Annotated in this window: 26 protein-coding genes; 22 read left to right on the forward strand and 4 right to left on the reverse strand. The window is 65.8% G+C overall.

Features of this window, described 5'->3' with window-relative positions:
• Positions 1 to 63 precede the first annotated feature (63 nt).
• On the reverse strand, positions 64 to 735 hold the full coding sequence (locus KRX52_RS06985; protein ID WP_217680960.1) for an alpha/beta hydrolase: 672 nt from the start codon (positions 733 to 735) through the stop codon (positions 64 to 66).
• Between the two features lie 257 nt (positions 736 to 992).
• Positions 993 to 1793 (reverse strand): hypothetical protein, encoded by an 801-nt coding sequence (locus tag KRX52_RS06990; protein ID WP_217680962.1) that lies wholly within the window; start codon positions 1791 to 1793, stop codon positions 993 to 995.
• Positions 1794 to 2177: 384 nt separating this feature from the next.
• Between KRX52_RS06990 and KRX52_RS06995 the strand changes: the two genes are divergently transcribed.
• The 10 genes from KRX52_RS06995 to KRX52_RS07040 all read left to right on the forward strand — a co-directional run bounded on the left by KRX52_RS06995 (position 2178) and on the right by KRX52_RS07040 (position 9990).
• Complete coding sequence (locus tag KRX52_RS06995; protein ID WP_217680970.1) at positions 2178 to 3638, forward strand: 2-hydroxymuconic semialdehyde dehydrogenase; 1461 nt, start codon at positions 2178 to 2180, stop codon at positions 3636 to 3638.
• Between the two features lie 64 nt (positions 3639 to 3702).
• Positions 3703 to 4500, forward strand: coding sequence for a 2-oxopent-4-enoate hydratase (gene dmpE, locus KRX52_RS07000; protein ID WP_217680978.1), 798 nt, complete (start codon positions 3703 to 3705; stop codon positions 4498 to 4500).
• Positions 4497 to 5300 carry a 2-oxo-3-hexenedioate decarboxylase gene (gene dmpH / locus KRX52_RS07005; RefSeq protein WP_217680979.1) on the forward strand — a complete coding sequence of 268 codons (804 nt, stop codon included), beginning with the start codon at positions 4497 to 4499 and terminating at the stop codon, positions 5298 to 5300. Before dmpE ends, dmpH begins: the two co-directional genes overlap by 4 nt.
• Positions 5301 to 5322: 22 nt before the next feature.
• Positions 5323 to 5532, forward strand: a complete 210-nt coding sequence (locus tag KRX52_RS07010) for a tautomerase family protein (RefSeq protein WP_136488398.1) — start codon at positions 5323 to 5325, stop codon at positions 5530 to 5532.
• Positions 5529 to 6443: an acetaldehyde dehydrogenase (acetylating) gene (locus tag KRX52_RS07015; RefSeq protein ID WP_217680980.1), complete on the forward strand. Its 915-nt coding sequence runs from the start codon at positions 5529 to 5531 to the stop codon at positions 6441 to 6443. Before KRX52_RS07010 ends, KRX52_RS07015 begins: the two co-directional genes overlap by 4 nt.
• Positions 6440 to 7492 (forward strand): 4-hydroxy-2-oxovalerate aldolase, encoded by a 1053-nt coding sequence (gene dmpG, locus KRX52_RS07020; protein ID WP_217680981.1) that lies wholly within the window; start codon positions 6440 to 6442, stop codon positions 7490 to 7492. Before KRX52_RS07015 ends, dmpG begins: the two co-directional genes overlap by 4 nt.
• A 53-nt stretch (positions 7493 to 7545) precedes the next feature.
• Positions 7546 to 8301 carry an SDR family NAD(P)-dependent oxidoreductase gene (locus tag KRX52_RS07025; protein ID WP_217680982.1) on the forward strand — a complete coding sequence of 252 codons (756 nt, stop codon included), beginning with the start codon at positions 7546 to 7548 and terminating at the stop codon, positions 8299 to 8301.
• A gap of 104 nt (positions 8302 to 8405) precedes the next feature.
• Positions 8406 to 8843 carry a tautomerase family protein gene (locus tag KRX52_RS07030; protein ID WP_217680983.1) on the forward strand — a complete coding sequence of 146 codons (438 nt, stop codon included), beginning with the start codon at positions 8406 to 8408 and terminating at the stop codon, positions 8841 to 8843.
• Entirely contained in the window at positions 8833 to 9189 is a 357-nt protein-coding gene (locus KRX52_RS07035; RefSeq protein ID WP_217680984.1) for a 2Fe-2S iron-sulfur cluster binding domain-containing protein, read from the forward strand. Before KRX52_RS07030 ends, KRX52_RS07035 begins: the two co-directional genes overlap by 11 nt.
• A gap of 96 nt (positions 9190 to 9285) precedes the next feature.
• The gene (locus KRX52_RS07040; protein WP_217680987.1) at positions 9286 to 9990 is read left to right on the forward strand and encodes an NAD(P)H-dependent oxidoreductase; all 705 of its coding nucleotides are present in this window, start codon (positions 9286 to 9288) and stop codon (positions 9988 to 9990) included.
• 173 nt (positions 9991 to 10163) lie between these two features.
• Here the strand turns inward: KRX52_RS07040 and KRX52_RS07045 are convergent, their stop codons facing one another.
• Complete coding sequence (locus tag KRX52_RS07045; RefSeq protein ID WP_217680989.1) at positions 10164 to 11609, reverse strand: SulP family inorganic anion transporter; 1446 nt, start codon at positions 11607 to 11609, stop codon at positions 10164 to 10166.
• Between the two features lie 408 nt (positions 11610 to 12017).
• Between KRX52_RS07045 and KRX52_RS07050 the strand changes: the two genes are divergently transcribed.
• The 12 genes from KRX52_RS07050 (at position 12018) to KRX52_RS07105 (ending at position 23376) form a co-directional block, all read left to right on the forward strand.
• Positions 12018 to 12866 (forward strand): TauD/TfdA dioxygenase family protein, encoded by an 849-nt coding sequence (locus tag KRX52_RS07050; RefSeq protein WP_217680991.1) that lies wholly within the window; start codon positions 12018 to 12020, stop codon positions 12864 to 12866.
• Between the two features lie 149 nt (positions 12867 to 13015).
• On the forward strand, positions 13016 to 14074 hold the full coding sequence (locus KRX52_RS07055) for a beta-keto acid cleavage family enzyme (protein WP_217680993.1): 1059 nt from the start codon (positions 13016 to 13018) through the stop codon (positions 14072 to 14074).
• Between the two features lie 250 nt (positions 14075 to 14324).
• Positions 14325 to 15305 carry a quinone oxidoreductase family protein gene (locus KRX52_RS07060; RefSeq protein ID WP_217680995.1) on the forward strand — a complete coding sequence of 327 codons (981 nt, stop codon included), beginning with the start codon at positions 14325 to 14327 and terminating at the stop codon, positions 15303 to 15305.
• Between the two features lie 13 nt (positions 15306 to 15318).
• Complete coding sequence (locus tag KRX52_RS07065; RefSeq protein ID WP_217680997.1) at positions 15319 to 16167, forward strand: TauD/TfdA dioxygenase family protein; 849 nt, start codon at positions 15319 to 15321, stop codon at positions 16165 to 16167.
• 180 nt (positions 16168 to 16347) lie between these two features.
• A complete protein-coding gene (locus KRX52_RS07070) occupies positions 16348 to 17400 on the forward strand; it encodes a beta-keto acid cleavage family enzyme (RefSeq protein WP_217680999.1) in 1053 nt (350 codons plus the stop codon).
• A gap of 315 nt (positions 17401 to 17715) precedes the next feature.
• Positions 17716 to 19047 carry an MFS transporter gene (locus KRX52_RS07075; protein WP_217681007.1) on the forward strand — a complete coding sequence of 444 codons (1332 nt, stop codon included), beginning with the start codon at positions 17716 to 17718 and terminating at the stop codon, positions 19045 to 19047.
• Entirely contained in the window at positions 19044 to 19703 is a 660-nt protein-coding gene (locus KRX52_RS07080; protein WP_217681014.1) for a DsbA family oxidoreductase, read from the forward strand. Before KRX52_RS07075 ends, KRX52_RS07080 begins: the two co-directional genes overlap by 4 nt.
• Positions 19700 to 20029, forward strand: coding sequence for a Rieske (2Fe-2S) protein (locus tag KRX52_RS07085; RefSeq protein WP_217681016.1), 330 nt, complete (start codon positions 19700 to 19702; stop codon positions 20027 to 20029). Before KRX52_RS07080 ends, KRX52_RS07085 begins: the two co-directional genes overlap by 4 nt.
• Entirely contained in the window at positions 20026 to 21036 is a 1011-nt protein-coding gene (locus KRX52_RS07090; RefSeq protein ID WP_217681018.1) for a YeiH family protein, read from the forward strand. Before KRX52_RS07085 ends, KRX52_RS07090 begins: the two co-directional genes overlap by 4 nt.
• Positions 21037 to 21140: 104 nt before the next feature.
• Complete coding sequence (locus tag KRX52_RS07095; RefSeq protein WP_217681020.1) at positions 21141 to 21851, forward strand: CoA transferase subunit A; 711 nt, start codon at positions 21141 to 21143, stop codon at positions 21849 to 21851.
• Positions 21852 to 21853: 2 nt separating this feature from the next.
• Positions 21854 to 22483, forward strand: a complete 630-nt coding sequence (locus tag KRX52_RS07100) for a CoA transferase subunit B (protein ID WP_217681022.1) — start codon at positions 21854 to 21856, stop codon at positions 22481 to 22483.
• A 140-nt stretch (positions 22484 to 22623) separates the two neighbouring features.
• The gene (locus KRX52_RS07105; protein ID WP_217681024.1) at positions 22624 to 23376 is read left to right on the forward strand and encodes a hypothetical protein; all 753 of its coding nucleotides are present in this window, start codon (positions 22624 to 22626) and stop codon (positions 23374 to 23376) included.
• 58 nt (positions 23377 to 23434) lie between these two features.
• On the opposite strand, the gene KRX52_RS07110 is transcribed toward KRX52_RS07105, so the two are convergent.
• On the reverse strand, positions 23435 to 24454 hold the full coding sequence (locus tag KRX52_RS07110) for an AraC family transcriptional regulator (RefSeq protein WP_217681026.1): 1020 nt from the start codon (positions 24452 to 24454) through the stop codon (positions 23435 to 23437).
• Positions 24455 to 24616: the final 162 nt, after the last annotated feature.

Genomic DNA, 24616 nt, shown 5'->3' on the forward strand with positions numbered 1-24616 from the left:
GGACTTGATAGCTCGAACAGTAAAAATCCGTGCGCTCGCACGGATTCCGACTGGCCTGCCGGATCAGCCGTGCAACTGGCCGACAATCGACTCGAACATATGGTCGGCCGCCGAGCGACCGTCGTGCAGCGGATTGCAGAACAGCGCCCAGGCATTGGCGTGATTGGTGTCCAGCGCCTCGTCGATATCCGGCTCGCCGGCGACATGCCACTTGCGCCCCAGCTGCGCCACCAGATCCGAAGCATTCGACCGTCCCGGCTCGGCGCGCACGTTGATCCAGCAGTGGCAGTGCGGCGCCGGCCGGTGGTAGGGAATCCGCGAGCCCAGCCGCACCAGCAGCCCCGAACCCACCGGGTCCAGGGTCACCAGCATCTCCACCCGATAGCCCCATTCGCTGAGCCGCTGCGACAGATGCGCGCCGCTCCAGGCGCCGAGGCTGTGGCCGACGATATAGATGGGCGTGTTCTGATCCTGCACTTCGGTCGCCACCAGCCGGCCGATGGCGGACGCGCTCCACACCTCGTGATAGCCCAGATAGAGCGACTGGAAGTTCTCCGCCTGTCCGGCCGCCTCGATGCGCTGCTCGAATGCGTCCAGCGCATAGGCGATGTTGCGGTAGGGGCCGGCGAGGTAGTAGGACTTCTTGTCGCCGGCGCCGCCGATGAAGAGGGCGACCGCACGGTAGTCGCTGGACGACTCAGCTCCGGGGCCTTGACCCTTGGCCGCAGCGGTCAACGTCGGGTCAGTACGTGACCCTCTGGTTCCGCTGGGATGAAGGCTTGTGCTCCCCATCGTTGATACTCCCCGGGCGTTTCATGTCCTGCGCCATGTGTGGCCGCAGGACCGCGGCCGGATAAGACCATGATAGTCCCAGCGAGTAAGGCTCAGCACGTGGCGAGTTCGTGGGTCTGAGCAGTTGACGCAGAGTTGGCTTAATGCTCTAGATGTGTCGGTCGCATGGAAAATAAATCTGCCCAATTTTCAATGGGACTCTACTCTTCGGCTTTGCGATGCAGTTTAAAGCTATCTGTAAAGCTGTCTACCTCGATAGGTTTTAGGTGTGCATCACTGAACCCCATGGGAAAGAATGAGTGATATGTATCTTTCTGGCAGAAAAAGGAGATTAATTCAAATCCGGAATCTATCGTGTTGAATATTTCATTGCTTAAAAGAGTTCCGAGAAATGATGAGTCAATATTTTTTTCGCCGCTGCTTTGCTTCGTTTTTTGATGAATTATTTCGTTCCTTATGTTTTCAAGGTCCTTAAATTTTGACCAGTTGGCCATGGTTTTAGGCGACTCGCTACCTAGAATTTTTGGGAGTAATTCTGAAATTTTGTCGCTAGTTTTGTACCACCGCTCTATGGCGGCCTTGTTCCATGTTTCGGTTATGCCCTTGTTGTTTTTAAAGGTGTGTGTGAAATCTGCGGGGATGGCGATATTTGCAAATGCCTCTATTGCCGTGTATATGGCTATTATGCTGCTTTGAATGTGCTCGAAATAATTGAATAGCCTAGTTATGTCTTTATCTTTAACATCAAATGCTTTTTTGGTTTTTATGTTTTTTGCAATCAAGCTGGAGTGGATGTTTTTTGCTTGCTGCCTTTCTTTTTTTGCAATGCTTGCAAATAATGAAACATTATTTGGCGCCGGAAATATTATCTCGCAATCATTAATTGTGAAGACTTCGCTCCTTTGGAGTGTTATTGCCTTGTTGGTTGATTTGTCTATATAAATGATTGGGCGTGCCAATCTCATGTCTGATATAGGGTGCGTACCTTTTTCTTTTTTCATAACTTTCCCTTGTTTATTTCAAGAAAACCCTATCGGGGTGTGTGATTTTAAGGCAAATACGATTGATTGAGCTTGGTTATGTTTATTATGAGAGGTGTCTATGCGCTTTTGCAGGGAGTCATAGCTGACGACTATTCCTTTTCTCAACGAAGGCAGCACCAACCCGGTGCCGGAAGCAGAACCCCGATTCTGAGCGGTTCAAGGCCGTTTTGACCAGAGGCTGATGCGCCTGACTCGATACCTACAGGGTATTCAATCAGAAGAAACAAAGTATTAGCCGGTATCGCAACCCCTCCTTATGCTCACTCCCAAGGCCCAGCCACTCCGACCACCACCCCGGTCGCACCGGCTGGCCACCCTCTAGAACAACAACGCGGAGTGACCATGCGCAAGATTGAGAACTTCATCGCCGGCGAGTACGTCGCCGCTGCCAGCGGCAAGCGTTTCGACAAGCGTTCGCCGCTCGACAATCGCGTGATCGCTTCGATCAGCGAAGCTGGCCGTCCCGAGGTGGATGCGGCGGTCAAGGCTGCGCGTGGCGCGCTCAACGGCGAGTGGGGCGGGCTGAGCACTGACCAGCGCGTCGAGCTGCTGTACGGCGTGGCCAACGAGATCACCCGCCGCTTCGACGACTTCGTCGAGGCCGAGATGGCTGACACCGGCCAGCCCGCGCACGTCCAGAAGCATGTGTTCATCCCGCGCGGCGCGGCCAACTTCAAGGTGTTCGCCGACGTGATCAAGAACGTCGCCAGCGAGTCCTTCCAGATGGCCACCCCGGATGGTCGCGGTGCCCTCAACTATTCCATGCGTGTGCCCAAGGGCGTGGTCGGCGTGATCTGCCCGTGGAACGCGCCGTTCATGCTGATGACCTGGAAGGTCGGCCCGGCGCTGGCCTGCGGCAACACCGTTATCGTCAAGCCGTCCGAGGAGTCGCCGCAGACCGCCGCGCTGCTCGGCGAGGTGATGAACGCCGTGGGCATTCCCAAGGGCGTGTACAACGTGGTGCACGGCTTCGGTCCGGATTCGGCCGGCGAGTTCATCACCCAGCATCCGGGCGTCAACGCCATCACCTTCACCGGCGAGACCCGCACCGGCGCGGCAATCATGAAGGCTGCTTCGGAAGGCATGCGCGACGTGTCCTTCGAACTGGGCGGCAAGAACGCCGGCATCGTCTTCGCCGACGCCGATTTCGACGCGGCGGTGGACGGCATCTTCCGCTCCGCCTTCCTCAACTCCGGCCAGGTGTGCCTGGGTACCGAGCGCGTCTACGTCGAGCGGCCGATCTTCGAGCGCTTCGTGCAGGCGCTGAAGGTCAAGGCCGAGGCGGTGAAGTTCGGTCGCCCGGACGATCACAACGCCAACTACGGCCCGCTGATCAGCCAGGAGCACCGCGACAAGGTGCTGTCCTACTACCGCAAGGCGGTGGAAGAGGGCGCCACCGTGGTCACCGGCGGCGGCGTGCCGGAGATGCCAGGCGAGCTGGCCGAGGGTTCCTGGGTGCAGCCGACCATCTGGACCGGCCTGTCCGACGACGCGGCGGTGGTGCGCGAAGAGATCTTCGGCCCGTGCTGCCACATCCGTCCGTTCGACAGCGAGAACGAGGTGGTCGCGCTGGCCAACGACAACGTCTACGGCCTGTCCACCACCATCTGGACCAACGACCTGGCCCGCGCCCACCGCATGGCGGCGCGCGTCGAGGTGGGCATCACCTGGATCAACAGCTGGTTCCTGCGCGACCTGCGCACCCCGTTCGGCGGCTCCAAGCAGTCGGGCATCGGCCGCGAGGGTGGGGTGCACTCGCTGGAGTTCTACACCGAGACGCGCAACGTCTGCGTGAAGCTCTGAATCTGACGCCCCTCTCCCACGGGTGGGAGAGGGGGTAACCCCGTCGAAGCCTTGTGAGAACGACATGGATAACAACAAGATCGAGCAATACGGTGACGAGCTTTACGAAGCCTTCGTCGCCCGCCGTGCGGTGCCGCCGCTGCTGAGCCGCGAGCCGGACATCACCATCGAGGATGCCTACCGCATCCAGCAGCGCTTCGTCGCGCGCCGCCTTGCGGCCGGCGAGACGGTGGTCGGCAAGAAGATCGGCGCCACCAGCAAGCCGGTGCAGGATTTCCTCGGCGTGTACCAGCCGGACTTCGGCATCCTCACCTCGGGCATGGTCTACCACGAGGGCGACACCATCGACCTCGGCGGCCTGATCCAGCCCAAGGCCGAGGCGGAGCTGGCCTTCGTGCTCAAGCATGACCTCAAGGGCCCGGGCATCACCGCGATGGACGTGATCCGCGCCACCGACTACGTGCTGCCGTGCTTCGAGATCGTCGATTCGCGCATCACCAACTGGCAGATCAAGATCCAGGACACCGTGGCCGACAACGCCTCCTGCGGTGTGTACGTGCTGGGCAAGACCAAGGGCGACCCGCGCAAGCTGGACCTGACCCTGGCCGGCATGGTGCTGGAAAAGAACGGCGAGATCTTCTCCACCGGCGTCGGCGCCGCGGTGCAGGGCTCGCCCGCCAACGCGGTGGCCTGGCTGGCCAACACCCTCGGCGAACTGGGCATCCCGTTTAAGGCCGGCGAGGTGATCCTTTCCGGTTCGCAGTCGGCGCTGGTGCCGGTGGTCGATGGCGACGAACTGGTGTGCACGGTGGGCGGCCTCGGTAGCTGCCGGGTGAAATTCTCCGGGAGGAGCGCAGCATGAGCAGCAACCTGACCCTGTCCCGCGAGGACATCGTGCGCCTGTGCGAGCGCGTCGAAGGGGCGCAGACTCGCGCCTACGCGATCCCCAAGCTCACCGACGAATACCCGGACATGACCATCGCCGACGGCTACGCCGTGCAGAGCGAGCTGCGCCGCCGTTTCATCGCCAAGGGCCACAAGCTGGTCGGCTGGAAGGCCGGGCTGACCTCCAAGGCGAAGATGCAGCAGATGGGCGTCAGCGTGCCCTCCATCGGCTTCCTCACCGACCGCATGGCGCGCCCGGAGAACTCGGCGATCACCACCTCCGACCTGGTGCACCCGCGCGTCGAGTGCGAAGTGGCCTTCGTCATGAAGGAAACCCTGCAGGGTCCGGGCTGCACGGCGGCTGACGTGCTGGCCGCCACCGACTACGTGCTGCCGGCGGTGGAAATCATCGATTCGCGCTTCTCCGGCTTCAAGTTCGACCTGGCCAGCGTGATCGCCGACAACGGCTCCTCGGCGCGCTTCGTCGGCGGCGGTCGTCCGCGCTACGTCGAGGATCTCGACCTGCGCACCCTCGGCGTGGTGATGGAGAAGAACGGCGAGCTGGTCGGCATGGCCGCCAGCGCCGCGGTGCTCGGTCATCCGGCCGAGGCGGTGGCGATGCTGGTGAACATCCTCGCCGAACTGGGCGAGAACCTGCCGGCCGGCAGCTTCGTGATGAGCGGCGGGATCACCGAGGCCGTGCCGGTCAAGCCGGGCGACAGCGTGGTCGCCCGCTTCCAGGAACTCGGCTCCGTATCCATGCGCTTCACCGAATAACAAGAATCTGGAGAGTACCCCCATGCCCATCATCGAAATGCACATGATCGAAGGCCGCACCGTCGAGCAGAAGCAGCGCGTTGCCGCTGCCGTTACCGCCGCGGTCGCCGACAGCCTGGACTGCAGCCCGGAAACCGTGCGCATCCTGATCACCGAACACCGCGAGCACGAGTTTTACGTCGCCGGGCTGAGCAAGCCGCAGCGCGCCGCACTGCAGGAGCAGGGACAATGAAGAAGATCCGCTGTGCACTGATCGGCTCGGGCAACATCGGTACCGACCTGATCTACAAGCTCCAGCGCAGCGAAGTGCTGGAGCCGGTGTGGATGGTCGGCATCGACCCCGAGTCCGAAGGCCTGGCGCGCGCCCGCGACATGGGCCTGAAGACCACCAGCGATGGCGTGGACGGCCTGCTGCCGCACGTGCTGGAAGACAACATCCAGATCGCCTTCGACGCCACCTCGGCCTACGTACACGCCGAGAACAGCCGCAAGCTCAACGCGCTGGGCGTGCTGATGATCGACCTGACCCCGGCGGCCATCGGCCCGCTGTGCGTGCCGCCGGTGAACCTGCGCCAGCACGCCGAGAAGCTGGAGATGAACGTCAACATGATCTCCTGCGCCGGCCAGGCGACCATCCCGGTCGTCCACGCGGTGTCGCGCATCCAGAGCGTCGGCTACGCCGAGATCGTCGCCAGCCTGGCGTCCAAGTCGATCGGCCCGGGCACCCGCGCCAACCTCGACGAGTTCACCTACACCACCTCCAACGCCATCGAGAAGGTTGGCGGCGCGCGCAAGGGCAAGGCGCTGGCGATCATCAACCCGGCCGAGCCGCCGATGATCATGCGCAACACCATCTCCTGCCTGACCGACGACGAGCCGGACCAGGAGCGCATCACCGCCTCGATCCTCGAGATGATCGGCGAGGTACAGAAGTACGTGCCGGGCTACCGGCTGGTCAATGGCCCGCTGTTCGACGGCAACAAGGTCGCGGTGTTCATGGAAGTGGCCGGCCTCGGCGACTACCTGCCGACCTACGCCGGCAACCTCGACATCATGACCGCGGCGGCCACCCGTACCGCCGAGATGTTCGCCGAGGAGATCCTCGCCGGAAAGATCCAGCTGCCAACCCCGGAGGTCGCGTGATGAGCGAGTCCAACAGTCTCAAAGGCCGCAAGGTCATCCTCCACGATATGTGCCTGCGCGACGGCATGCATGCCAAGCGCGAGCAGATCAGCATCGAGCAGATGGTCAAGGTCGCCACCGCCCTCGACGACTCCGGCGTGCCCTACATCCAGGTCACCCACGGCGCGGGCCTGGGCGGCAACTCGCTGCAGCACGGCTTCGCCCCGCACAGCAACGAGGAGTACATCTCCGCCGTCGCTGCCAAGATGAAGCAGGCCAAGGTCTCGGTGCTGCTGATTCCGGGCCTGGGCACCATGAAGGAACTGCAGTCGGCCTATGACTGCGGCGCGCGCAGCGTGCACGTGGCCACCCACTGCACCGAGGCGGACACCTCGCCGCAGCACATCGCCTTCGCCCGCAAGCTGGGCATGGACACCTCGGGCTTCTTGATGATGGCCCACCTCAACGACCCGGCCGGCATCGCCAAGCAGGGCAAGCTGATGGAGTCCTACGGCGCGCAGACCGTGTACGTCACCGACTCCGCCGGCTACATGCTGCCCGAGGACGTCAAGGCGCGCATTGGCGCCCTGCGTGAAGTGCTCAACCCGGAAACCGAGATCGGCTTCCACGGCCACCACAACCTGGGCATGGGCATCGCCAACTCCATCGCCGCCATCGAAGCCGGCGCCAGCCGCATCGACGGCTCGGCGGCGGGCCTCGGCGCCGGTGCCGGCAACACCCCGCTGGAGGTGTTCGCCGCGGTGTGCGAGCGCATGGGCATCGAGACTGGCGTCGACCTGTTCAAGCTGATGGACGTGGCCGAAGACATCATCGTGCCGATGATGGAGCACGTGGTGCGTGTCGACCGCGAGTCGCTGACCCTCGGCTACGCCGGCGTCTACTCGACCTTCCTGCTGCACTCCAAGCGCGCTTCCGAGCGCTTCGGCGTGCCGGCGCGCGACATCCTGGTCGAGCTGGGCCGCAAGAAGATGATCGGCGGCCAGGAGGACATGATCCTCGACACCGCGATGACCATGGCCAAGGAGCGCGGGCTGCTGAAGAGCGCTTAAGACTGACGCCGGACGGGGCAACCTGTCCGGCGTTGCTGTTTCTGGAGGTGACCATGAGTGCAAACAAGGAACTGGCCGTGGTGGTGGGCGCCACCGGCGCCTTCGGCCAGGCGATAGTCGCCCGGCTGTGCGCCGCAGGCCTAGACGTGGTGGCGGTGGCGCGCAGCGCGGCGAGCATCGACGCGCTGGCCAGCCGCCATCCCGGCGTGATCGCCTGCGTGGCCGACATTGCCAGCGATGAGTCCATCGCCCAGATCGCCGCCATCCTCGACCGCCCGGTGCGCATGATCGTGCACGGGCCGGGCGTGGCGGTGGCCGGCGGTGTGCTCGACGCGCCAACCAGCGCTCTGGTCGATGCGGTGAACATCAAGGTCGGCGGCCTGCTGCGCCTGGTGCGCGCGGTGGACGGCCGGCTGGTCAAGGGCTCGCGGCTGGTCGCCATCGGCGGCCACTACGGCTTCGAGCCGACTGCCTACGCCGCGGCGGCCGGGGTGGCCAACGCTGCGTTGGCCAACGCCAGCCGCCAGCTCAGCCTCGCCTATGGCCCGCGCGGCATCACCGCGCACCTGATCGCCCCCGGCCCGGCCGATACCGAGCGCCTGCACCGCGTCGCCGCCGACCGCGCCGCGCTGCGCGGGATTACCACTGATGCCGTGCTGGCCGAGATGTGCGCCGAGTCGTCCATCGGTGCCCTCACCACCCCGGAGCAGGTGGCCTGGGCGGTGTCGCTGCTGCTGGCGCCGGAAGCCGATGCGATGACCGGCTCGACTCTGATGCTGGATTCGGGGCGGCGTCGCGGCTTACCGTAGCCCTGTAGGGTGCGCCGTGCGCACAATGGCACTTGCGGTGCGCACGGCGCACCCTACGCTGGCTCCGGACTGACCGCGCAAATAACAATAATTGGAGATGCGCCATGCCTGTCGTGAACTTCCATCTGCTGGCGGGGCATAGCTCCGCGGAGCAGGACCAACGCCTGCTCGAAGAGGCTTCGCGCCTGTACAGCGAAGTGCTCAAGGCGCCCATGGAGCGGGTGCGGGCTTTCATCACCACCTATCCCACCAATCAGTTCGCCGTCGCCGGCGAGCTGAGCAGCAGCAACGGGCTGCACGCACCGTTCTTCGAATTCATCGTCCTCGACGGCCGCTCGTTGGAGGATCGCCAGCGTCTGTCGCAGGGCTTCACCGAGCTGCTGGTGGAAGTGCTCGGCGTGCGCCGCGAGCTGGTGCGCGGCCGCTGCCAGCGGGTGGCACCGGAGGATTGGTCCATCGGCGGCGCGCCAGCCAGTGTGCTGCGCGCGGACGAAGTGCAGGCCCGCAAGGCGGCAGAGGAGGGCGCTGGCCATGAAGCATGAAATCCTCATCGAGGACACCGGCGAGCGCTTTGCCTGCGACGAGCAGGAAACCGTGCTCAACGGCATGGCCAGGCTCGGCCGCAAGGGCATTCCGGTCGGCTGCCGCGGCGGCGGCTGCGGAGTGTGCAAGGTGCAGGTCACCAGCGGTGTCTACCAGACCACCCGCACCATGAGCCGCCAGCACGTTAGCCGCGACGAGCAGGAGCACGGCATCGTGCTGGCCTGCTGTGTCCAGGCACAGAGCAGCCTGAGCCTCAAGGTGGTCGGCAAGCTGCACAAGGCAATGTGCAAGGGGCTGATGCCGCTGGCACCGACCAAAGCGCCGGGAAATCACCTGAGCCTGTAGGGGCGAATTCATTCGCCTTTCCGAGGTAGTGTGGCGAATGAGTTCGCCACCACATGATTGCCCGCGAACAGATTCACCGACAGGAGAGAAGCGCGCATGAAGGTACTGATCGTCCACGCCCACCACGAGCCGCGCTCGTTCAACGCCGCGCTCAAGGATTGCGCCGTCGAGCAACTGAGCGGCGCGGGCCACGAGGTGCAGGTCTCCGACCTCTACGCGATGAACTGGAACCCGGTGGCCAGCGCCGCCGACTTCGGCTGCCGGGCCAACCCGGACTATCTGGTCTACGCCCTGGAGCAGCGCCACAACTTCGAGGCTGGCACCCTGGCGGAGGACATCGCCGCCGAGATCGCCAAGGTGCAGTGGTGCGACCTGCTGATCCTCAACTTCCCGCTGTACTGGTTCTCCGAACCGGCGATCCTCAAGGGCTGGATCGACCGGGTGATGATTTCCGGGGTGTTCTACGGCGGCAAGCGCATCTACGACCGCGGCGGCATGCGCGGCAAGCGTGCACTGGTGGCGCTGACCCTCGGCGGGCGCGAGCACATGTTCGGCGCCGAGGCGATCCACGGCGAAATCCACACCCTGCTGCGCCCGCTGCTGCAGGGCTCTCTGGCCTACTGCGGCTTCGAGGTTCTGCCGCCCTTCATCGGCTACCACGTGCCCTACGTCAGTGCCGAGGCGCGTGCGCAGATCCTCGCCGACTACGGCCGCCACCTGCACACGCTCGACGACCAGCAGCCGCTGGTGTTCCCGAGCATGAATGACTTCGACGACAAGCTGATGCCGCTGCAGCGCTGAGGAGGTCCCGAGCCGTCGCTCCCGCAAAGGTGGGAGCCCAGGTGCTGCGGGCCTTGTGGATGATTCCCCTCCGGGCCAGCGCAAGCGCTGTTCAGCGATGAAGCCGCTGTCCCGCCTGCGCGTGAATGACGGCCTCTTCGGCGCTCCCCTGAGGGCGCTGCACCCGGCTGGCCTTAGTCGTGCTGTACGCCCGCGCGCTTGAGCAGTTGCTTGCAGCGCTCGGACAGGTGCAGCACGCGCAGGTGCTTGCCGGCCTTGGCATAGCGCTCGCGCAGGGTCTTCAGCGCGGCGATGGCCGAGTAGTCGACGAAGCTCAGGTGGCGGCAGTCGAGGGTCACCTGGGCCGGGTCGCCCGCCACATCGAACTGGTTGAGGAAGGGCGTGCTGGAGGCGAAGAACAGCGTGCCGTGCAGGCGGTAGAGCTTGCTGCCGTCGGCTTCCAGATGGCTGTCGGCGTACAACTCGCGGGCCTGCTGCCAGGCGAAGTTCAGTGCGGCGATGACGATGCCGCACAGCACGGCGGTGGCCAGGTCGGTGAATACGGTGATGACGGTCACGGCGAAGATCACCAGCGCATCGTTGCGCGGCACCTTGCCGAGCACCCGCAGCGAGGCCCAGGCGAAGGTCTGCTGAGCCACCACGAACATCACGCCGACCAGTGCGGCGAGCGGGATGCGCTCGATCAGCGGCGCGAGGAACAGCACGAACAACAGGATCATCACCCCGGCGACCACCCCGGACAGCCGGCCGCGGCCGCCGGAACTGAGGTTGATCATGGTCTGGCCGATCATCGCGCAGCCGCCCATGCCGCCGAACAGGCCGGAGGCGATGTTGGCCGCACCGAGGGTCACGCACTCGCGATCCGGGTAGCCGCGACTCTCGGTGATCTCGTCGGTGAGGTTCAGGGTCAGCAGGGTTTCCAGCAGGCCGACCAGGGCCATCAGGATCGCGTAGGGGGCGATGATGCCGAGGGTTTCCAGGTTCCAGGGGATGTCCGGCAGGGCGAAGGCGGGTAGGCCGCCGGCGATATTCGCCATGTCGCCGAGGGTGTGGGTCGGCAGGCCGAGCAGCCAGACCGCCAGACCGACGCCGAGGATCGCCACCAGCGCCGGCGGCACCGTGCGGGTCAGGCGCGGCAGCAGGTAGACGATGGCCATGGTCAGCGCCACCAGCCCCAGCATCAGGTACAACGCTGTACCGCTCAGCCAGGTCTCGCCGCTCCTGAAGTGCTCCAGCTGGGACAGGGCGATGACGATCGCCAAGCCGTTGACGAAGCCGAGCATCACTGGGTGCGGCACCATGCGGATCAGCTTGCCGAGGCGCAGCAGGCCGAAGGCGACCATGATCAGTCCGCCCAGCAGCACGGTGGCGAGCAGGTACTGCGCGCCGTGCTGCACCACCAGCGCGACTATCACCACGGCCATCGAGCCGGCGGCGCCAGACACCATGCCGGGGCGGCCGCCGAACAGCGCGGTGAGGGTGCAGATGATGAAGGCGCCGTACAGGCCCATCAGCGGATTGAGCTGGGCCACCAGGGCGAAGGCGATGCACTCGGGCACCAGCGCGAAGGAGGTGGTGAGTCCGGCCAGGACATCGGCGCGCAGACGTTTTGCTTTCATGGCTTACCTGAGACTTACCTGGGAGGCGGGCCGGCGCAGCCGGCCGCAGCGTGGGGTGGGAAACGGGGCTGCGGATGTTACGCAACGGAAGGTCCCCCGGCCAGTTGTTGGCTGGGCCGCTGGATGTCGCCCTTGCCCGTCAGCGCCCCGCCTTCGTCCCAGGCTGAAGCGGAGCAGGTGGGCTTGCGGCCATCTGGTTGGCATCGCAAAAACTGACGCAAATCAAAGCCGCGCCCAATCCCGCAGGAAACCTCCGGGATTAGTCATGAAATGAAAAAACACTGTCGTCGAATGAAAGGTCGACGGCGGTGCGCGCTCATAAATTTCTCCTCACGGCCACTGCGGCCAGCCGGCCTGCCAGGCGGCTCGTCCGGCCGAACGCCCTTCGCCCCCGAGGAGAACAACAAGATGCGCGTAGAACCACTCACCTGCAGTATCGGCGCCGAACTGGTCGGCGTGAACCTCGCCGATGCCGTCCACGACGACGGACTGTTCAACGAGATCAAGGGACTGCTGCTGCAGAACAAGGTGCTTTTCCTGCGCGATCAGGACATTTCCCGTCCGGATCACGTGGCCTTCGCCCGCCGTTTCGGTGCGCTGGAGGACCACCCGATGGCGCCGACCCATCCGGAAGCGCCGGGCCTGGTGCAGATCTACAAGCGCCCCGACCAGCCGATCGACCGCTACGAGAACGCCTGGCACACCGACGGCACCTGGCGCGAGACCCCGGCGCTGGGCTGCGTGCTGCGCTGCGTGGAATGCCCGCCGGTGGGCGGCGACACCATGTGGGCGAACATGGCGCTGGCTTACGAGAAGCTGCCGCAGGCGATCAAGCAGCAGATCGAGGATCTGCGCGCCAACCACAGCTTCGAGTCGTCCTTCGCCGCCGCCATGCCGCTCGAGCAGCGCCTGGCGATGAAGGCCCAGTACCCCGATGCCGAGCATCCGGTGGTGCGCACCCATCCTGAAACCGGCGAGAAGATCCTCTTCGTCAACGCCTTCACCACCCACTTCACCAACTACCACACCAAGGAGCGCGTGCGCTTCGGCCAGGACGCCAACCCCGGCGCCAATGACCTGCTGCGCTACCTGATCGGCCAGGCGTACATCCCGGAGTACCAGGTGCGCTGGCGCTGGAAGCCCAACAGCATCGCCATCTGGGACAACCGCAGCACCCAGCACTACGCGGTCATGGACTACCCGGCCTGCCATCGCAAGATGGAGCGCGCGGCCATCGTCGGCGACAAGCCTTTCTGAGGGGACTCTGCGTCGCTCCCGCGCAGGCGGGAGCCCAGGGCTACGGGCCTTCTGGATTCCCGCCTGCGCGGGAATGACGACTCTTGCCGAGTTTCCCCATCCCCCGAACAGCACAACCAGCACAACACCGCCAAGCCGAGGAAAACGCCATGAACTTCACCGATGGGTCCCTGTTCGTCGAAAACATGCAGAAACTGGTCATCACCGCCGCGCCCTACGGCCCGGAGTGGCAGCCGTCCGACTTTCCGGAAGACATTCCGGTCTCGCTCGACGCGCAGATCCAGAAGGCCGTCGACTGCTACAACGCCGGTGCCACCGTGCTCCACGTGCATGGTCGCGAAGCCGACGGCAAGGGCTCCAAGCGCCTGTCCTTCACCAACCAGCTGGTCGCCGGTATCCGCGAAGCCTGTCCGGACATGATCCTGCAGATCGGCGGCTCGATCTCCTTCGCCCCGGAAAGCGAAGGCGACGTCGCCAAGTGGCTGTCCGACGACACCCGCCACATGCTGGCCGAGATCAAGCCGACGCCGGACCAGGTGACCATCGCCATCAACACCAACCAGATGAACGTGGTCGAGCAGATGTGCGCCGCCGACGTCCGCGGCACCTCGCTGGACGTGGGTACCGCCGGCTACGAGGCCTACCGCGAGATGACCATCCCGGCCGGCCCGGCCTGGGTCGAGGAGCACATCAAGCGCCTCTCCGACAACAAGATCCAGACCCATTTCCAGCTGGCCAACATCGCGCAGCTGGAAACCGTCGAGCGCATGATGCGCCGTGGCGTGTGCAACGTGCCGCTGATCCTCACCTGGGTGGCCATCGGTGGCGGCTTCGAGGCGCCGAACCTCTACAACCTGGCCAACTTCGTGCGCGCCTGCCCAGACGGCTCGGTGCTGACCCTGGAAACCTCCATGCTCAACACCCTGCCGCTGAACATGATGGCCATCGCCCTGGGCCTGCACGTGCGCTGCGGCATCGAGGACAACATCTGGACGCAGAAGCGCGAGCGCAAGATGACCACCGTCGAGCAGATCGAGCAACTGGTGCGCATCTCCCGCGAGTTCGGTCGCGACATCGCCAACGGCCAGGAAGCCCGCGAGATCTACAAGATCGGCACCTTCTACAAGGACGCCGACGAGACGCTGGCCAAGAACGGCTTCGCACCCAATCGCAAGCCGGGGCAGGTGGGTTTCACCCAGCACGCCTGATTCGCTCAGTGGCCAGCGCTGAGACTGGCTGAACCTTGCCGGTGCGTGCGGCAGGACCTGCATGGCGGTGCAGGCCAGCCGCGCCCACCGGCTTTTTTGCGTGCGGCCCACGCTGGAGGCAGGAATCCCCGGCAACTGTCATGAAATGAAAAACCGCTGTCGCCCGATGAGAAGCGCCGAAAGGGGCAACTGCCTAAATTCCCTACTACACGAGCGGTATTGCTCAACAAGATGAATTGGGGAGACAAGCATGGCCAAAGCCGTACGCTTCTATGAAACCGGGGGGCCCGAGGTTCTGCGCTACGAGGACGTCGAAGTCGGCGAGCCCGGACCCGGTCAGGTCCGCCTGCGCCACGTGGCGGTCGGCCTGAACTACGCCGACACCTATTTCCGCAACGGCACCTACCCGATCCCGCTGCCGAACGGCATGGGCGTGGAAGCCTCCGGCGTGGTGGAGGCGGTGGGCGAGGGCGTGACCAACGTGGCGGTGGGCGATCGCGTCACCTACACCGGCTTCCTCAACACCCTCGGCGCCTACTCGACCGAGCGCCTGATCCCGGCCGCGCCGCTGATCAAGCTGCCGGAAACCATCTCCTTCGAGACCGCCGCGGCCATGACCATGCGCGGCCTGACCTCGGCCTACCTGATGCGCCGCATCTACGACTTCAAGGCCGGCGACACCATCCTGCTGCACGCCGCCGCCGGCGGGGTCGGCCTGATCGTCTCGCAGTGGGCCAAGCTGCTCGGCCTGACCGTGATCGGTACCGTGTCCACCGAGGCCAAGGCCGAAGTGGCCCGCGCCCACGGCTGCGACCACACCATCAACTACAGCCACGAGGACGTCGCCAAGCGCGTGCGCGAGCTGACCGATGGTGTCGGCGTCAACGTGGTGTTCGACAGCGTCGGCAAGAACACCTTCATGGCCTCGCTGGACTCGCTCAAGCGCCGCGGCCTGCTGGTCTGCGTCGGCACCGCCTCCGGGCCGATCCCGGCCTTCGACCCGGTGCTGCTGGCGATGAAGGGCTCGCTGTACCTGACCCGCCCGGCGCTGGCCGACTACATCGCCGACCCGGCCGAGAAGGCCGATCTGGCCGGCGAGCTGTTCGACCACGTCGGCAGCGGCCGCATCAAGATCGAGATCAACCAGCACTACGCCCTGCAGGATGCCGTGGAAGCCCACCGCGACCTGGAGTCGCGCAAGACCACCGGCTCGTCGATCTTCGTCATCTGAGGAGGCCACCGCCATGCAAGTCGAACAACTGACCTGTGCCATCGGCGCCGAGCTGGTCGGCGTCAAGCTGGCCGACGCCATCCACGACGACGGCCTGTTCGCCGAGATCCGCGCCCAGCTGCTCAAGCACCGCGTGCTGTTCCTGCGCGACCAGGACATCAGCCGCGCCGAACACGTGGCCTTCGCCCGCCGCTTCGGCGAGTTGGAAGACCACCCGGTGGCCGGCAGCGACCCGGAGCACCCGGGCCTGGTGCAGATCTACAAGCGCCCCGACCAGCCGATGGACCGCTACGAGAACGCCTGGCACACCGACGCCACCTGGCGCGAGGCGCCGCCGCTGGGCTGCGTGCTGCGCTGCATCGAGTGCCCGCCGGTGGGCGGCGACACCATGTGGGCCAACATGGTGCTGGCCTACGAGAACCTGCCGGCCGACGTGAAGGCGAAGATCGAGGGCCTGCGCGCCCGCCACAGCATCGAGGCCAGCTTCGGCGCCGCCATGCCGATCGACAAGCGCCTGGCGCTCAAGGCCCAGTACCCGGACGCCGAGCACCCGGTGGTGCGCACCCATCCGGAAACCGGTGAGAAGGTGCTGTTCGTCAACGCCTTCACTACCCACTTCACCAACTTCCACACCCCGGAGCACGTCCGTTACGGCCAGGACTACAACATGGGCGGCAGCGACCTGCTGCGCTACCTGGTCAGCCAGGCCTACATCCCGGAGTACCAGGTGCGCTGGCGCTGGAAGCCCAACAGCGTGGCGATCTGGGACAACCGCAGCACCCAGCACTACGCCGTCATGGACTACCCGCCGTGCCATCGCAAGATGGAGCGCGCCGGGATCATCGGCGACAAGACTTTCTAAGGAAACTCTGAAAAAGCCACTTGCCGTCACTCCCGCGCAGGCGGGAGCCCAGGTACCACGGGCCTTCTGGATTCCCGCCTGCGCGGGAATGACGACTTTTCAGCGCCCCCCTTACGTGCACGCATCTTGTGCCTGCCGGAACGCCCGGCGGCAAACAACAAAAAGACCGAGGATCACAACATGCAATTCTTCGACGATTCCCTGCACCCCGAGAACATGGAGAAGGTGGTCATCACCGTCGCCCCCTACGGCCCCGAGTGGATGCCCGAGGACTTCCCGGAAGACATCCCGGTGACCATGGAAGAGCAGGTGCAGAAGGCCGTCGACTGCTACGAGGCCGGCGCCACCGTACTGCACCTGCATGTGCGCGAGTTGGACGGCAAGGGTTCCAAGCGCCTGTCCAAGTTCAACGAGCTGATCGCCGGCGTGCGTGAAGCTGTGCCGGACATGATCATCCAGGTCGGCGGTTCGATCTCCTTCGCCCCGGAAGGCGAGGGCGCCGAAGCCCTGTGGCTGAGTGACGACACCCGCCACCTGCTCGCCGAGCTGACGCCCAAGCCGGACCAGGTGACCATCGCCATCAACACCACGCAAATGAACATCATGGAGCTGCTGTATCCGGAATACCTGGAAGGCACCTCCCTGGCCAACCCGGCCTACCAGGCCGCCTACAGCGAAATGACCGTGCCGGCCGGTCCGTCCTGGGTGGCCGAGCACCTCAAGCGCCTGTGCGCCAACGGCATCCAGCCGCACTTCCAGCTGACCGGCATGCACGCCCTGGAAACCCTCGAGCGCCTGGTGCGCAAGGGCGTCTACATGGGCCCGCTGAACCTGACCTGGATCGGCATCGGCGGCGGCTTCGACGGCCCCAACCCGTTCAACTTCTTCAACTTCATCCACCGCGCGCCGGACGGTTGCACCATCACCGCCGAGTCGCTGCTGAAGAACGTGCTGCCGTTCAACGCCATGGCCCTGGCCATGGGCCTGCACCCGCGTTGCGGCATCGAGGACACCATCATCGACCAGCACGGCAAGCCGTTCACCTCGGTGCAGCAGATCCAGCAGACCGTGCGCGTCGCCCACGAACTGGGCCGCGAAGTGGCCAACGGCAAGGAGGCGCGCGAGATCTACCGCATCGGCGTGCAGTACGACAGCATCGAGGAAACCCTGCTGGCCAACGGCATGGCGCCGAACCGCAAGCCGGGGCAGAAGGGCGTGCCGCAGCGCGGCTGACCTTGGTCGGGTCGGGAGGTCAGCGGCTTCCCGGCCCCTCTACGCTCCATAGAGGTTGCGCAAAGGCTTCACCCCGGGCGAAGCCTTTGCAGAACCGGTCAGGCATGACCAATGAGGAAACTCTGAAGAAGTCGTCATTCCCGCGCAGGCGGGACAGCGGCTTCATCGCTGAACAGCGCTTGCGCTGGCCCGAAGGGGAATCATCCAGAAGGCCCGCAGCACCTGGGCTCCCGCTTGCGCGGGAGTGACGATCAGTGGCTATTTCAGGCCTTCCATAACAACAAGACCCACGCCCGACAGACAGAAGGAGGCAGCATGGCCGCCTACCACCCCACCGCCGATGACGGCGAAGACACCTCCAACGGCATCCCGCGCCGCTATGCCTGGATCGTCTTCGCCCTGACCTTCGGCTTGTTGATCTCCGACTACATGTCGCGGCAGGTGCTCAACGCCGTATTCCCCCTGCTCAAGGGCGAATGGGCGCTCTCCGATGCCCAGCTCGGCCTGCTCAGCGGCATTGTCGCGCTGATGGTCGGCCTGCTGACCTTCCCCCTCTCGCTGGTCGCCGACCGCTTCGGCCGGGTCCGGAGCCTGGCGATCATGGCCGTGCTGTGGAGCCTGGCGACCCTGGGCTGCGCGCTGGCGGAAAACTACCAGCAGATGTTCGTCGCCCGCTTCCTGGTCGGCGTCGGCGAGGCCGCCTACGGCAGCGTCGGCATCGCCGTGGTGGTCTCGGTGTTCCCGCGCGAGATGCGCGCCACCCTGTCCGGCGCCTTCATTTCCGGCGGCATGTTCGGCTCGGTGCTGGGCATGGCCCTCGGCGGGGTGATGGCCCAGCACCTGGGCTGGCGCTGGGCGTTCGCCGGCATGGCGCTGTTCGGCCTGGCCCTGGCGCTGCTCTATCCGGTCATCGTGCGCGAGGCGAAGATCGCCCCCCGGCGGGTGGCAGATGCCGCCAGCAAGGCGGCACTCAAGGCCCAGCGCCCGCTGCGCACCCTGTACTCCAGCCGCTCGGTGCTGTCCGCCTACGTCGGCAGCGGCCTGCAGCTGTTCGTCGGCGGCACCGTCATCGTCTGGATGCCCAGCTACCTGAATCGCTACTACGCCATGGGCACCGACCAGGCCGGCGGCGTTGCCGCCATCATCGTGCTGTGCAGCGGTATCGGCATGATCCTCTGCGGCATGCTCAGCGACCGTATGTGCCGCAACCGCCCGGATCGCAAGATCGGCCTGGCCATCGGCTACTGCCTGGGCAGCTGCCTGCTGCTGTCGCTGGCCTTCGCCCTGCCGGCCGGCCCCGCCCAGCTGGTGCTGATTTGCCTCGGCATGCTGATCGCCGCCGGCACCTCCGGTCCGGCCGGGGCGATGGTCGCCAACCTGACCCACTACACCGTGCACGGCACTGCGTTCGCCACCCTGACCCTGGCCAACAACCTGCTGGGCCTGGCCACCGGCCCGCTGCTCACCGGCAAGGTGTCCGATCTGATCGGTCTGGACAACGCCTTCCAGCTGGTGCCGCTGGTCAGCATCGCGGCGGCGGCGGTGTTCTTCTACGCCAAGCGCTACTACCTGAACGACATGGCCCGCCTGAAGGGCGAGGGTGTCGAGGAAACCGCCACCGAAGCGGCACTGGAGGCCCAGTCGTGAGCCAGCCGCTGTCTATCGAGGTGTTCTTCGACTTCATCTGCCCCTGGTGCCTGATCGGCAAGCGTCAGCTGGGGCGCGCGCTGGCCCGCCTGCGCGCCACCCGGCCGGACGTTGCGGTGACCCTCCAGTGGCGCGGCGTGCAGCTGCTGCCGGACCTGCCGGTCGCGGGCGTGCCGTTCGCCGAGTTCTACCTGCGCCGCCTCGGCAGCGAGCAGGCCGTGCGCCTGCGCCAGGCCCAGGTGCGCGAGGCGGCGGCCGCCGCCGGGGAGGACATCGACTTCGCCCACATCCTGCGCATGCCCAATACCGCCGACGCCCATCGCCTGCTGGCGCAGGCCGCCGCCATCGGCAGCGCGCAGCAGGTCGAGGCCCTGCTCGAGTGCCTATTCGCCGCCTACTTCCACAACGGCGAGGACCTCGGCGATCCCGCCACCCTGCTGGTCGCCGCCGAGTCCTGCGGTTTCCTGGCTGCCGAGCTGGTCGACAGCCTGCACGGCGACGGCCGCCCGTTCTTCGGCGAGGCGGCCGGCATGGCCGGCGGCGGTGTGCCGTGCTTCGTCTTCGACCGCCAGCTGACGGTGTCCGGCGCGCAGTCGACCGAGGTGCTGCTCGGCGCCATGCACGCCGCGCTGGCGCGCCGGGAGCAGCCGGCATGACCCGGCATATCGAAGTGCCGGCCGCCAGGGTGCCGGCCCCCGGTGCGCGTGCGCTGGTCGAATCCGCCGGCAAGAGCCTGGCGCTGTTCAACGTCGACGGCCAGTTCTACGCCATCGACGACAGCTGCCCGCACCAGGGCGCCTCGCTGTGCGGCGGGCGTCTGGACGGGCGGGTGATCCAGTGCTGCGCCCACGGCCTGCGTTTCAACCTGGCCAGCGGCTACCTGCTCAACTCGACCGCGCTCAAGGTCGCCAGCTATCCGGTCGAGGTGCAGGAAGACGGCCGGCTGTTCATCGTCATCGCTTCCGAGGAGTCCGCTCAATGAGCGCCATCGCTCTCGTTTCCTTCCCCAGCCGTGTGCGCGAATTGGCGCCGGGCTTCATGGTCAGCCTGATCGTCGCCGCGGCGGCGACCTTCCTCTCCGAGCACTACGGTGCGCCGGTGATGCTGTTCGCCCTGCTACTGGGCATGGCGCTGAACTTCCTGTCCGCGGACGGCAAGTGCAAGGTCGGCATCGAGTTCACCGCACGCACCGTGCTGCGCATCGGCGTGTGCCTGCTGGGCATGCGCATCACCCTGGAGCAGATCGCCGGCCTCGGCTGGAAGCCGGTGGCGCTGGTGGTGATCCTGGTGGCGGTGACCATCAGCGTGTCGGTGGTGGCGGCCAAGGCGCTCGGCTTCCAGCGCCTGTTCGGCATGCTCACCGGCGGCGCCACCGCCATCTGCGGCGCCTCGGCGGCGCTGGCGCTGGCCGCCGCGCTACCCAACCACCCGCAGAAGGAACGCGCCACCCTGTTCACCGTGATCGGCGTATCGGCGCTGTCCACCCTGGCGATGATCCTCTACCCGATGATCGCCAACTGGTTCGCCCTGTCGCCGCAGGATGCCGGGATTTTCCTCGGCGCCACCATCCACGACGTCGCCCAGGTGGTCGGCGCCGGCTACGGCATGTCGCCCGAGACCGGCGACACCGCCACCGTGGTCAAGCTGATGCGCGTCGCCATGCTGCTGCCGGTGATCGTCACCGCCGCGATGATCACCCGCATGCAGGGCGCCGACCCGACCGGCAAGCGTCCGCCGCTGCTGCCCTGGTTCGCCGTCGGCTTCCTGATCCTCGCCTGCGTCAACAGCACCGGCTGGGTGCCGACGCTGGTGCAGGGCGGGGTCAACGAGCTGTCGCGCTGGTGCCTGGTCATCTCGATCAGCGCGCTGGGCATGAAGACCCAGCTCAAGGAACTGGCCTCGGTGGGTATCAAGCCGATCCTGCTGATGGTGGGCGAGACCGTCTTCCTGGTCGCGCTGGTGCTGGGACTGATGCACTGGGGCCTGTGAACCGTAGGGGCGAATTCATTCGCCTCGGCGGGGCATCTGGGCGAATGAATTCGCCCTACAGGGTTTTCGCGCCTGCGGGTAATCAACAAGAAAGAGAAGATGCAATGAACAAGCTTTATCCCAACGCCCACGCCGCCCTCGACGGGCTGGTCGCGGACGGCATCACCCTGGCGGTCGGCGGCTTCGGCCTGTGCGGTATCCCCGAGGCGCTGATCGCGGCGCTGCGCGAGACCGGCAAGCGGGGCTTCACCATCATCAGCAACAACTGCGGGGTGGACGACTTCGGTCTCGGCCCGCTGCTGTACAGCCGGCAGATCGCCAGGATGATTTCCTCCTACGTGGGCGGCAACAAGGAGTTCGAGCGCCAGTACCTGGCCGGCGAGCTGGCGCTGGAGTTCACCCCGCAGGGCACCCTGGCCGAGAAGCTGCGCGCCGGCGGCGCCGGCATCCCGGCGTTCTTCACCCGCACCGGCTACGGCACCCTGGTCGCCGAGGGCAAGGAGACCCGCCAGTTCGACGGCCACTGGTACGTCATGGAGCGCGCGCTGACCGCGGACGTGGCGCTGATCAAGGGCGCCAGGGCCGACAAGGCCGGCAACCTGGTGTTCGACAAGACCGCGCGCAACTTCAACCCGCTGTGCGCCAAGGCCGGCAAGGTGTGCGTCGCCGAGGTGGAGGAGATCGTCGAGATCGGCGAGCTGGATCCGGACCAGATCCACCTGCCGGGCATCTACGTGCAGCGCCTGGTGCTCAACGCCAACCCGGAAAAACGCATCGAAGTCCGCACGCTTTCTAAAACGGCAGGGGGGAACTGAACATGGCCTGGACCCGCGAAGAAATGGCGCAGCGCGCCGCCCAGGAGCTGCAGGACGGCTTCTACGTCAACCTCGGCATCGGCCTGCCGACCCTGGTCGCCAACTACATCCCCGAGGGCATGGACGTCTGGCTGCAGAGCGAGAACGGCCTGCTCGGCATCGGCCCGTTCCCGACCGAAGACGAGGTCGATGCCGACCTGATCAACGCCGGCAAGCAGACCGTCACCACCCTGCCGGGCAGCAGCTTCTTCGACAGCGCCGAGAGTTTCGCGATGATCCGCGGCGGCCACATCAACCTGGCCCTGCTCGGCGCCATGCAGGTGTCCGAGCAGGGCGACCTGGCCAACTGGATGATCCCCGGCAAGCTGGTCAAGGGCATGGGCGGCGCCATGGACCTGGTGGCCGGCGTGCGCCGCGTGGTGGTGCTGATGGAGCACACCGCCAGGAACGGCGACCACAAGATCCTCGCGCGCTGCGACCTGCCGCTGACCGGCGTCGGCGTGGTGAATCGCATCATCAGCGACCTGGCCGTGCTGGACGTCACCGCAGACGGCCTGCGCCTGGTGGATATGGCCCCGGGCGTCGACTTCGACGCGCTGCAGGCGGCCACCGGCTGCACCATTCTGCGCTGAGCGACTGATCACCCGCTGTCCTCGGCGGCGCCCGTGAAGGGCGCCGCGGGGATGGCTTGTGTCCGGCGCAAGGCCGGACTTTGCCGATCCGGAATCGGCCGCATGACCTCACAGAACAACAAAACAAGAGGGAAGGGACTATGCGAAGCAAACTGCTGTTCAGCGCGCTGCTGATGCTCAATCTGCAGGCCGGCGCCGACGAACGCAGCGCAGTGCAGCTTGGCGAACTCGACAGCCGCAGCCAGCTGCTCGGCGTCAGCGCCATGCTCTACTTCGACCCCAGGGATCGTCTGCCCGATCCGCGTCTGCTCACCTCGGTGTTCCAGCACCTGCAGACGCTGCAGACCGACGTGCAACAGCTCGGCCAGCCACCCGAGCTGTCCGGGCCGGTGCAGGCCATGCAGCAGGTGTTCGGCAAGCTCGAAGGCCTGCCGACGACGCGCCGCCAGGAGTATCCCCTGCTGGTGCAGCAACTGCTGGTCCACCAGCACGAGCTGCGCGAGGCGGCCGGTGCGGCCTATGCCCGCGAGCAGCGCGAGCTGCCCGCCGAGGCTCCTGCCGCGCTGTTTAGCGAGCAGAGCCGTGCGCTGGCCAGCTTCCTGTTCGACTACCAGCTGCGCGACTACCCGGTGACGGACAAGGAACAGTGGCTGCTGTCGGCCGAGCAGCTGCGGACCCTCGACCTGGATATCGAGGAGCGCTTCGCGCTGCTGAGCCAGAGGCATGGCGAACACGCCGAAGCTCTCGACAAGATCCGCCAAAGCTATCAGTTCGTGCGCGGCCAGCTGCAGCAGGCCAAGGGGCGCGGGCAAGGCGGCGCCGAGTTCTACCTCAGCCGCGCGGTGACCGATCTCGACGAGCTGGCGCTGACGGTCGCGCAGAGCAGCCGCTGACCCTGTGGCATCCCCGCCAACCTGCGCGGCTGGCAGGGTCTCGCCGTAGCCTTTTCCGTCAACGTTCCTTGCGCGGTACGATGTTGTGCTGCGCACGCCAGGCCGCCGGCGGCATGCCGAACTGGGCGATGAACCAGCGGGTGAAGGAGCTGGGCATCGAGTAGCCGAGCATGTCGGCGATGCGCCCCAACGAGTAACCGGGGTTCTCCAGGTAGCGGATCACCAGGTCGCGGCGCACGCCGTTGATCAGCTCGCTGAAGGTGGCGCCGCCTTCCTCCAGGCGGCGCTGCAGGGTGCGCACGTTCATCCCCAGGGTCTCGGCGATCTGCTCGATGGTGGCGCGGCCCATCGGCAGCAGCAGGTAGATGGTCTTGCGCGCGTCGAACACCACCGAGTGTTCGCCCGCGGTCTGCAGCGAGTCCAGGTAGCGCTGTGCGTGGCGCGCCATGGCCGCATTGGCCAGCGGGTTGGCGGTGTCCAGGTCGGCGGCGGGGCAGACGATGCCGTTGAACTCGCTGCCGAACTCCAGCTTGCAACCGAAGATGCGCCGGTGCACGGTCAGGTCGGCCGGTGCCTCGTGGGTGAAGTTGACGCTGGCCGGATGCCAGTGCGCGCCGAGCAGGGCGGCGCAGAAGCGGTGCATCACGCCGACTGCCAGCTCGATGGCCTGGCGGCTGTGCGCCGGCCTGTCGGTGACCACTTCCTCGCGGATGATCACTGTCTTGCCGGCCTCCTCGATGTGGATCGCCAGCGACTCGTTGAGCAGGTGGCGGTACTGCACGATCACCTGCAGTGCGTCGCGCAGGGTGCGCTGGTGGCTGAGCAGCAGGCTGATCTCGCCAAAGTCCGACAGCTGGCGCAGTTCGGCCATGCGCAGGCCTAGCGTCTCGCAGCCGCTGAGACGCGCCGACTCCTCAAGCAGGCCGACCGCGGCGGCAACCGGGATGCGCTTATTGGGATCGTCCAGCTGCGAGACGCTGAGGCCCACCTGCGAGAGCAGGCTCTGCCCGTTCAGGCCTAGATGGCGGGCGACTTCCAGGTAGTTGGTGAGAATGGCGGCTCGGGCGAGGGCGGTCATCTTGTTGTTTTCCATGAGTTGTCAATTGGCGTCCCGCTGCGCTGGCGGGTCCTGAACTTATAGCCGCCTTGTCGCCAAATGAGAAGCCGTCCGACGATCAATCCCCAGTAAAGCCCTTGGTCATCCGGTGCGGCTGTCATCAAATGAAAAGAGCATGGCGTC

The organism is Geopseudomonas aromaticivorans (genome assembly GCF_019097855.1).
Classification (GTDB): Bacteria; Pseudomonadota; Gammaproteobacteria; order Pseudomonadales; family Pseudomonadaceae; genus Geopseudomonas; species Geopseudomonas aromaticivorans.